Annotated in this window: 11 protein-coding genes and 4 tRNA genes; 8 read left to right on the top strand and 7 right to left on the bottom strand. The window is 55.1% G+C overall.

Annotated features, from left to right (window positions below):
* Nucleotides 1–408 carry a transposase gene (locus tag DMG62_21985; protein ID PYY20796.1) on the bottom strand — a complete coding sequence of 136 codons (408 nt, stop codon included), beginning with the start codon at nucleotides 406–408 and terminating at the stop codon, nucleotides 1–3.
* A 1323-nt stretch (nucleotides 409–1731) separates the two neighbouring features.
* Between DMG62_21985 and DMG62_21980 the strand changes: the two genes are divergently transcribed.
* The gene (locus tag DMG62_21980) at nucleotides 1732–2271 is read left to right on the top strand and encodes a hypothetical protein (protein ID PYY20795.1); all 540 of its coding nucleotides are present in this window, start codon (nucleotides 1732–1734) and stop codon (nucleotides 2269–2271) included.
* A gap of 60 nt (nucleotides 2272–2331) precedes the next feature.
* Here the strand turns inward: DMG62_21980 and DMG62_21975 are convergent, their stop codons facing one another.
* The 6 genes from DMG62_21975 to DMG62_21950 all read right to left on the bottom strand — a co-directional run bounded on the left by DMG62_21975 (nucleotide 2332) and on the right by DMG62_21950 (nucleotide 5057).
* The gene (locus DMG62_21975; GenBank protein ID PYY20794.1) at nucleotides 2332–2562 is read right to left on the bottom strand and encodes a hypothetical protein; all 231 of its coding nucleotides are present in this window, start codon (nucleotides 2560–2562) and stop codon (nucleotides 2332–2334) included.
* A 57-nt stretch (nucleotides 2563–2619) separates the two neighbouring features.
* Nucleotides 2620–2919, bottom strand: coding sequence for a plasmid stabilization protein (locus DMG62_21970; protein ID PYY20793.1), 300 nt, complete (start codon nucleotides 2917–2919; stop codon nucleotides 2620–2622).
* On the bottom strand, nucleotides 2900–3145 hold the full coding sequence (locus tag DMG62_21965) for an addiction module component, family protein (protein ID PYY20792.1): 246 nt from the start codon (nucleotides 3143–3145) through the stop codon (nucleotides 2900–2902). The genes DMG62_21970 and DMG62_21965 overlap by 20 nt, the downstream gene beginning before the upstream one ends.
* Nucleotides 3146–3250: 105 nt before the next feature.
* Nucleotides 3251–4282 carry a hypothetical protein gene (locus DMG62_21960; protein ID PYY20791.1) on the bottom strand — a complete coding sequence of 344 codons (1032 nt, stop codon included), beginning with the start codon at nucleotides 4280–4282 and terminating at the stop codon, nucleotides 3251–3253.
* 155 nt (nucleotides 4283–4437) lie between these two features.
* Nucleotides 4438–4827, bottom strand: a complete 390-nt coding sequence (locus DMG62_21955; protein ID PYY20790.1) for a hypothetical protein — start codon at nucleotides 4825–4827, stop codon at nucleotides 4438–4440.
* Nucleotides 4824–5057, bottom strand: a complete 234-nt coding sequence (locus DMG62_21950; GenBank protein PYY20789.1) for a hypothetical protein — start codon at nucleotides 5055–5057, stop codon at nucleotides 4824–4826. The genes DMG62_21955 and DMG62_21950 overlap by 4 nt, the downstream gene beginning before the upstream one ends.
* 189 nt (nucleotides 5058–5246) lie before the next feature.
* Between DMG62_21950 and DMG62_21945 the strand changes: the two genes are divergently transcribed.
* From DMG62_21945 to tuf, 7 genes are all read left to right on the top strand, one after another.
* A tRNA-Thr gene (locus tag DMG62_21945) sits at nucleotides 5247–5322 on the top strand.
* A 213-nt stretch (nucleotides 5323–5535) separates the two neighbouring features.
* Nucleotides 5536–5611, top strand: a tRNA-Thr gene (locus DMG62_21940).
* Nucleotides 5612–5620: 9 nt separating this feature from the next.
* Nucleotides 5621–5708: transfer RNA gene (locus DMG62_21935), tRNA-Tyr, on the top strand.
* A 17-nt stretch (nucleotides 5709–5725) separates the two neighbouring features.
* Nucleotides 5726–5956 carry a hypothetical protein gene (locus tag DMG62_21930; GenBank protein PYY20788.1) on the top strand — a complete coding sequence of 77 codons (231 nt, stop codon included), beginning with the start codon at nucleotides 5726–5728 and terminating at the stop codon, nucleotides 5954–5956.
* Nucleotides 5957–6058: 102 nt separating this feature from the next.
* Nucleotides 6059–6133 (top strand) — tRNA-Gly (locus DMG62_21925).
* Nucleotides 6134–6146: 13 nt separating this feature from the next.
* Nucleotides 6147–6479 (top strand): hypothetical protein, encoded by a 333-nt coding sequence (locus DMG62_21920; GenBank protein ID PYY20787.1) that lies wholly within the window; start codon nucleotides 6147–6149, stop codon nucleotides 6477–6479.
* 43 nt (nucleotides 6480–6522) lie between these two features.
* On the top strand, nucleotides 6523–7279 hold a 757-nt coding region (tuf, locus tag DMG62_21915; GenBank protein ID PYY20786.1), incomplete at its 3' end, for an elongation factor Tu.

Raw genomic sequence — 7279 nt, 5'->3', positions numbered from 1 at the left:
CTATTCGAATACATTCCGCGGATCGTAATCTACGCCCGCCCGTTTCAATAAATCCAGGAATTCTTCCTCGAAGCTGTATTTCTTGTGGTGCTCGGCCTGATTATGGATGTATCGCTTCACCTGTTCCACTTGGGGAATGCCGAAGCTGAATGCGCCGTATCCGGTCTGCCAGGCAAAGCCCCTCACACCTTCTTGTTTCAACCAGCGCGATGAATTCGCCTTGAAGGCGGAAATTGCATCTCCAACTTTCATCACGGGCGGCAAGTCGATCGCAAGATGAACATGGTTGGGCATGCCTCCCGCCGCGATTACGGGAATGCGCTTGTTATGTCCGATACCAAAAAATATTCCCAGAGCGGTTCGAGAAGTTGTTCCGGAATGGTATTTTTGCGCTTGTGCGTTGCCCATACAAGGTGGATGAAGATAGTGATGTTGGAATGGGACATGGCGCGGGTTCAGATTGTACACGCGGGAAAGAATGTCGCCTCCCGCCTGAACACGAGATGAATAAGGAGAACCGGCCGCCGCCTCACCCCAGCAACCGCAACAGCGGCGCTTGCCGGGGGACCCCGCTCGGCCGTGTGTTTGCCTGACAATGGTTTCGGTGCCAACATTTGGAGAAGCACACGAATGCCGCCCTGCGGGCTCACAACATTTTTCTTATCTCGCCTGACCCAGGGCTTACGCCGCTGGGCTACGAGAATTCCGCCCTTCGGGCTAGGCTAGGAAAATTCGTTCCTGCGCGGCGCTCCTGAACACGAGATGAATGTTCCCGAACACGAGATGAATAAGATGAATAAGGAGAACCGGCCGCCCCCGGCCGTGTGTTTGTTTCGAACTGCTATCCTTCGGGGCTTGAATTCAAGCGCGATGGCTATCGATGCTCGTGTGCAGGATGTTCCAGAATAGAAACGCTGTATAGCAGTTCCAGGCAAACACACGGCCGGGGGCGGCCGGTTCTCCTTATTCATCTTATTCATCTCGTGTTCGGGAACATTCATCTCGTGTTCAGGAGCGCCGCGCAGGAACGAATTTTCCTAGCCTAGCCCGAAGGGCGGAATTCTCGTAGCCCAGCGGCGTGCGATGGCTATCGATGCTCGTGTAAGCAGGATGTTCCAGAATATAAACGCTGCATGGCAGTTCCAGGCAAAAACACGGCCGAGGGCGGCCGGTTCTCCTTAATTCCTCTTCGTCGTCGTGTCTTTGAAATTCGGCCGTGTGTTTGCTTCGATCTGCTATATCCTTCTGGGCTTGAATTCAAGCGCGATGGCTATCGATGCTCGTGTAAGCAGGATGTTCCAGAATAGAAACGCTGCATGGCAGTTCCGGGCAGACACACGGCCGAGCGGGGTCCCCGGCAAGCGCCGCTGTTGCGGTTGCTGGGGTGAGGCGGCGGCCGGTTCTTCTTAATTCATCATTGATCTTAGTCATGTTGTCTGTTTGAAATCCTATTGTGTGTTGCCTCGAAATTAAGTGACAAACGGGAACTAAGCCGGATTTCCCTGGAAGCAGCTGCATCCTCTACTGCTTTTTCCCGGACTGATCGTGCTGGTTTCTTGCCTGGACCGGCTTCGGCACCGGGTGTCGATACCTACGTTATCTTCCGCTTGTCGCTATCTAATGTTGTCCTACATGAGAGGCGCTTGAGCAGCCGGGCAAATACAAGCAATTAGCGATTAGCAATCAGCGCGAAGGCGAATCCAGACGCAGGCTCCTTCGATTTCGCTCAGAATGGGCGAAAACCGCAATAAGCAATTAGAAAAGGCGATGGCAATAACGCTTCCATACAACTTCGATACATCCAACATCTGGCAAAACATTCTCAAAATGGGAAGCTGCCTGGTGGGGGTGATTGCTGCCGGCATCCTTTACTCCCTGGTGCTCAGACACTTTGCGGCGGTGTTGCACCTGAGCCTCAGCGGGGCGCTTCTGCTGTGGTTTGGATGGATCTTCTTCAAGCACAGCGATGGCGCGGTTGGCACAATCACAAAGGACCGCGTGGTGGTGCGCCCCGGCGAACTCTATGGCCGTCGGCTGCCCGGGCCATTAGGGGAGTTCGCATTGCGTCGGTTCACGTCGATTCGCGTGGAGCACGTTTCTGCTCCCACCAGCCCCGACGTTCGCGGCGGACCTCACCAGCGTGTGTACCTGATCGGCGACGCAGAAACTCCATCCATCCTGATCGCCCGCGCCGGCGGTGATTCGCAAGTAGGACCGGAGATCGCAGGGGTCCTCCGGTTGCCATGTGAAGAAATACGCGCTCTGTATTAGGGAAAGGCAGCAATTAGCAGGGAAAAGCAGCAATTAGCAGGGAAAAGCAGCAATTAGCAATTAGCAATTAGCTAAGGCAAAGGCAGCAGAGACAAAAACACATGCGCGGGGATGCGCGGCGCTCCTGAACACGAGATAGATGAATAAAGGAGAACCGGCCGCCCCGGCCGTGTGTTTGCCTGGAACTGCTATATCCTTCGGGGCTTGAAGCTCAAGCGCGATGGCTATCGACTCTCGTATAGGCAGGATCTTCCAGAATAGAAACGCTGTATAGCAGTTCCGGGCAAACACACGGCCGGTGGCGGCCGGTTCTCCTTACATGTTAGTCATGTCTCCTAAGAGCCGGAGTTAAAGACGTGCTCTCCAATATCCAGGAGTACGGTGGGTATGAGCAACGGCCAGAATGAAGATGATGTCGGCAGAACTTTGATACACAATCTGGAAGGGAAACTGGTGCAGTAGGAAGCGCCGGCAGCCCTTCACATACACACTCCAACTTTCGGGCGACTTACAAATCTGCTCGATTGCCTGGCTGAACTCTGCCTCAAAATTTCGTGCCGCTCTGGGACTGCGCTTTCGGTACCACTCGATCGCGGCTACATACTCAGCCCTCGCGTCCGCATGGAATTCAACGCTTGGTCTTGCCATTCAGGATCGCCTGCGTCTCCTTCCGAACAACATCCCAGGCAATAGTTTTTGCTTTTCCGGACCGCAACTCCTCGATGCGGCGGCTGATCTCTACCTGCCAGGCTGCTTCCGCTTGCTCGTCGGTGATGGGATCGAGGCTGTCGATTAGAGTGCTGGCTAATTCCGCGCGCTCTTCCGCGGGAAGAGCGAGAGCCTTCCGCAGCAGCTCGTTGGCTTCATGCGTCATGCAGCGATTGTAAAACAGGAAACCAGCCTCTTCCTTACCCAGCAGCTACCTTCACCCGATCGCCCGATCACCCGATGCCTACCGGCCCCGAGCACCCGATCAGCCTCACCTGCGGTGCCGTCTGTGATGCCCTTTCGGCTTCGCTGGCGTTGGCTCGGGTTCTGGTTCCATTGGGGTCTCGAACATCTTCTCAATCAGGGCCTTAGGAATCGATGCGTTCACTCTTACCCGCTCACCTTCTTGTTCTACGCTCAGGCTGTTCAGGGCGGATTCCATTTCGGGATTGGGATTTTCGGGGCGGGTTTGGCTCTCGCTTGTCTTATATAGGTTCAGGAAATTTTGGAGTTGTTGGGCGCGGTCTTTGGCGGCGGCTTCGTCTTTCAGGAAGTCGTCGGCGCGGAGTTGGACGTTGCCGTTGTAGCGGGCGGAGCCAACGACTACGCCTCCGCCGAAGAGTTGGCGGATGAACGGCAGCGGGCTGATGCCGCCGAGGCTGATCGCTTGCGGGGGCGCGACTTCGGTGATCAGCCAGGCCAGGCTGGTGAACGGCACGCGCCGGTAGTACTTGCTCAGCAGTCGCGGGCCGCTGGAGGCAAAGGCTGAGCGCCGGTACTCGTCGATGATGTGCATCATCTGGGCTGGGTCTCCGGTATTGGAGACGGCGACGGTGTCGATGCTGAGTATCACCACGCGAACGATGCGGTCCTCGTAAGGGATGAGAAAGATCTCGTGGCTGCGGTAGCTTTCGCGAGATTTCGCCATCTTGCCGAGAAAATCGGCGACTTTGGTGGAGTTGAAGCGTCCGACCATGACCTCGGTGTAGCGGGTTTCATTCTGGGAATCGTGCGCGCCGTGGATGGCGAAGGCGATCTCGTCGAGATCGCGCTCCAACTGGAAGCCGGTCTGGGTCACGAAGCTCTGATACTCGGGCGCCCAGGCTGTGGGTCTTTGTCCGAAGTTGGTGAATGTCCGCAGTGGCTTCAGGTTGGCGTAGAGGATTCCCTCGCACTCAGGAAGCAGCCGCGCCGGCTCGGGAGCTGCGTATTTGCGCAGAAAAATCGCGCCGGTAAGCAGCGCGGCTATGACTGCAACGGTGATTACGATCGCAGTAATGCGCTTGCGTTGCGTGCGTCTCATGCGCGAGAGGCCGGAATCGTGCGATCCGAGCGAGGATTAGGCGCCTGAATGAGTGTGGTCGGATGGAGTGAAGTACGCACTTAGGCGAGCGGATAGTGCGAATAGCTCGACCGTGAATGATACCAAAGCGGGGTTGGGAAGCCTTAAGTTGAGGATCATGGCTTGCTTGGGGCGCGTTTTTGCCGCTCGGTGTGGGGCAGGGGCATGGATTCATCGTGCCAAAAGGAGACAATCTTCCACGTTCTAACCTTCTTTTCGAAGGACTCAAGCGGCTTCGGCCGGGGCTGAAGCCGCTGAAAAAGGCAAAATTGAGAGCAAATAATGGTTCCCAATCTGGCACGAATAGAGTCCGTGGCCCTCCCTGGAGCTGCCTGGGCTGACCAAGGATCAGCTTTAGTGCCTTCAAGACCGTTCTTAAGCGCCTCAGATCCGATCCAAATGTGCCCGATTTTGTGCTCTGCAAGCTTCAAAATCGGCGCTGGAATGCGCAGATTGAGCGCGGATTGTGCTTCATAAGGGTCGGATAGGGGCGCGATAACCCTCATTCTGTTGTTGCAAAGGACGAGATTGCTTCGTTTACATGCCGAGAAAGTGCGTCCGAAGTCTCCGAATTGTTTGCGACAGACCTTGATTCTTGCTTCTCAAACGCTGAATTTCGTCTGCATTCGGCGCCGGAAATGGGTTCGGAAGATGGCAAACTCGATTTCTGTAGTCCTTTATTCTGTGTTTCATACGCGAGAAATCGGTTGCAATCATTGGCTGAGTCTGCGCGCATCCGCGTGAATTCTGCGCTTTTGATGTAGTTAACTCTGCGCGCAAGAGTGCTATGTGGAGTCCAAATGTGGACTTAACCGGTGTTTGTGCGCCTTGCAAGCGCTCTTTGTGGATGCTAAACTCGCATAGTTTACCCGCTTAGCGGGCGCGGGTCTGAGTGTCGGTGGACAGTTGGGCACGTGAGAAGATTGCTGGCGTAGCTCAGCTGGTAGAGCATCTGATTTGTAATCAGAGGGTCGGGGGTTCAAATCCCTTCGCCAGCTCCAGTTTGGCGGCGACCGCGGCGCAAGAGAAGTACACCTCGAGAGGAACACCTCCAGTAAGTTCCCTTTTAAGTTACTAGCTGCTGGCTTCTGGCTGCTAGCCGGTTGTTGGTTCTTTTGCGTTTCTGGTTTGCGATTTGGGTTGGGTTCCCTTGGCGGCCCGGAGTATAACTGCCCTTTTTGCAGCGGCTTAGAGGCGGCGTTCTGGGCCATTTGGCCGATGTAGCTCAGTTGGTAGAGCACTCCCTTGGTAAGGGAGAGGTCACCAGTTCAATCCTGGTCATCGGCTCCAGTTTTCGTTGCACAGGTGGCCGAGTGGTTAATGGCAGCAGACTGTAAATCTGCCGCTCTTTGGAGCTACGGAGGTTCGAATCCTCCCCTGTGCACCAGTTGTTCTGATTCGTAATTGAAGCAGCCAGGAGTCATTACGCGGCGCTTAATACTGGCTTTAGCTGCGTATATCGCGCTTGCGGCACTGGTTTGGACCACGATGGATCCCGGAGTCGTAAGTACTCCGGTTGGGAAGATCCCATTTCGGTTGTTGACATTAGCGGTTCTTGCGCTGCTCGCTTTGCGTACGGTGATGCACGCGATTCGCGAGCATCAGATGTCTGGCAGTAAAGAGGAAGCCGAGTAGATTCTTGGGGTTAGAAGGTTTGGCTAGCAGCTTAGGAGCTTGGCAGCTAGTTTCGCGGGAGTAACGTAGGTCAGGGCTTTAGCCCTAGAGTCACAGCGGTTCGCGGGAGTAACTCAGTGGTAGAGTCACAGCCTTCCAAGCTGTTGGTCGCGGGTTCGATTCCCGTCTCCCGCTCCAGAGATTAAGGGACATGCAATTCGTTCAGGCGCCGATTGACGTCCAAAATCAACAGGTTTTTGACGAGCTAAAACGTGCAATTGAGAACGCTTTGATAGCGCGTACAGACGACTTTTTGCAGCTCGTAAAGCGCTTTGGATTGCGCGTTCGCGAGTTCGAAAGAATGCTTAAAGAGCACGTGTTTGAGCAATTGCCGGGAGCGAAGCAGGCTCAGACGTCTGAGCAGTTGTATGGCGAACTCGGCGCGTCGGATCAGGGTTTGATTCGGGAGTTTTATCTCACTCGCATTGAAGAGATTCCGGTCGAGTTGAGAACGAAATATTCGAAGCTGTTTAGATATCAATAGGCAAGCTAAATGCTTAGCAGCTAGCAGCTTAGGAGCTAATTTCATGGCGAAACAGAAATTTGACCGCAGCAAGCCGCACGTGAATGTGGGGACGATTGGGCATATCGATCATGGCAAGACGACTTTGACAGCGGCGATCACCAAGGTGCTGTCAAAGCACAATCCGAAGATCCAGTTCCGCTCGTTTGATTCGATCGACAACGCGCCGGAAGAGCGCGAGCGCGGTATCACGATCGCGACGGCACACGTTGAATACGAGACGCCGAATCGGCACTATGCGCACGTCGATTGCCCGGGCCACGCCGACTACATCAAGAACATGATTACGGGCGCGGCGCAGATGGACGGCGCGATTCTCGTGGTCGCAGCGACCGATGGTCCGATGCCGCAGACAAAAGAGCACGTGCTGCTGGCGCGTCAGGTCGGAGTGCCTTACATTGTGGTGTTTCTGAACAAGTGCGATGCGGTGGAAGATGCTGAGCTGATTGATCTTGTGGAAGTTGAGGTACGCGAGTTGCTCAGCAAGTATCAGTTTCCCGGAGATGCGCTGCCGGTGGTTCGTGGATCCGCTCTTGGCGCGCTGAATGGCGAAGCCAAGTGGGAGAAGACGATCGACGAGCTGATGGAAGCAGTGGATAAGAACGTTCCTTTGCCGGCACGCGATGTCGATAAGCCGTTCCTGATGCCGATTGAAGATATCTTCTCGATCTCGGGACGCGGAACGGTCGTAACCGGAAGAATCGAGCGCGGCAAGGTGAAGGTGAGCGAAGAAGTAGAGATCGTGGGCTTCCGCGAGACGA

This window comes from Acidobacteriota bacterium (genome assembly GCA_003225175.1).
Classification (GTDB): Bacteria; Acidobacteriota; Terriglobia; order Terriglobales; family Acidobacteriaceae; genus Gp1-AA112.
Note: the sequence above shows the minus strand (reverse complement) of the source record. Positions and strands in the feature narration are given on the sequence as shown.